Genomic DNA, 1,139 nt, shown 5'->3' with positions numbered 1-1,139 from the left:
GGCGAGCAGGCGCAGGCCCCCAGGCAATACACCGGCCGTAGGCTGATGTTGCCGTCGGCGCTGCTGCCGTGGTCGTCCAGTTGCAGGCGCTCGCGCAGTTGCGCCGCCAGTTGCTCGGCGCCGCGGCTCTGGCAGGATTCGGCGCGGCACAGGCGCAGGATGTGCCGCGCCGGCGGTGCGCTGCGAAAGTCATGGTAGAAGCTGATTACCCCGCGAACTTCGGCCTGGCTCAGGTTGAGGCTGTGGGCTATTTCCGGGATGGCGGGATCGGGGATGTAGCCGAGCTCTTCCTGGATCTGGTGGAGGATCGGCAGCAGCGCGCCCGGGGAGTCTTTGTGGCGCTCCAGCAGGCGGTGGATCAGAGGCAGGTGCAGTGTTTCATCAGGCATACAGCATTCCTCACGGTCACGGACAAACCTGGTGGTTGTCGGCTGTCCGAAAGTGTCGGCTGCGGCGCTGGTTGCCGCGTCACGGTAGCGCGGCGTTTCAGGCCGTTGGCCATGCACCCTGAATGGGCATCTTGTTGTACCCGGCGCGGTCGTTGCCGCACCTGTTCAGGGCATAAAGGGCAGCTTGACACGCTGCTTCTGGTTCATCTGCACGAAAGCGACTTGTTCGGTTCCATCTACGACCACCCATTGAGTCTAGAAGAGCCTGGGCAACCGGGTGGGCGAGCGGGGCACTATCGGATAAAACGCGGGGAGTGAGGGATGACTTCGGTCAGCTCGGAAGCGAATAGCCAGGGAGTAGGGTGGGCCCCGTGGCGAGGGAGCAAGCTCCCTCGCCACGGGCGCTAGGAGCGGGCGCGGCGCTGGGCGGCGTACTGCAAGGCCAGGCGGCCCATGAGTACCAGCAGGGTCAGGCCGATCAGCAGCACCGAGATCGCCGCCACGCTGGGGTCGACGTTATCGCGCAGGCCGCTCCAGATCCGCCGCGGCAGGGTGTTGACGTCGACACTGGTGATGAACAGGGTCACCGCCACTTCCTCCCAGGACAGGGCAAAGCTCAGCAGCGCGGTGGAGAAGATCCCCAGTTTGAGGTTCGGCAACATCACCAGGAAGGTGGTCTGCATCAGGCTCGCCCCCAGGTTGCGCGAGGCCAGTTCGATGCGCCGGTCCACCTGGCTCAGCGCCACCAGC

The 1,139-nt window shown here is 65.3% G+C and carries 2 protein-coding genes; both read right to left on the bottom strand.

Annotation, left to right across the window (positions count from 1 at the left end; translation table 11 throughout):
* A partial coding sequence (locus F6S12_RS32020; protein WP_315869894.1) for a formate dehydrogenase subunit gamma occupies window positions 1–389 on the bottom strand: 389 nt, incomplete at its 3' end.
* Between the two features lie 404 nt (window positions 390–793).
* Window positions 794–1,139: ABC transporter permease (locus F6S12_RS32015; protein ID WP_315869893.1), on the bottom strand; the 346-nt coding region annotated here is incomplete at its 5' end.

The organism is Pseudomonas sp. JV245A, from assembly GCF_032424515.1.
Lineage (GTDB): Bacteria > Pseudomonadota > Gammaproteobacteria > Pseudomonadales > Pseudomonadaceae > Aquipseudomonas > Aquipseudomonas protegens.
Note: the sequence above shows the minus strand (reverse complement) of the source record. Positions and strands in the feature narration are given on the sequence as shown.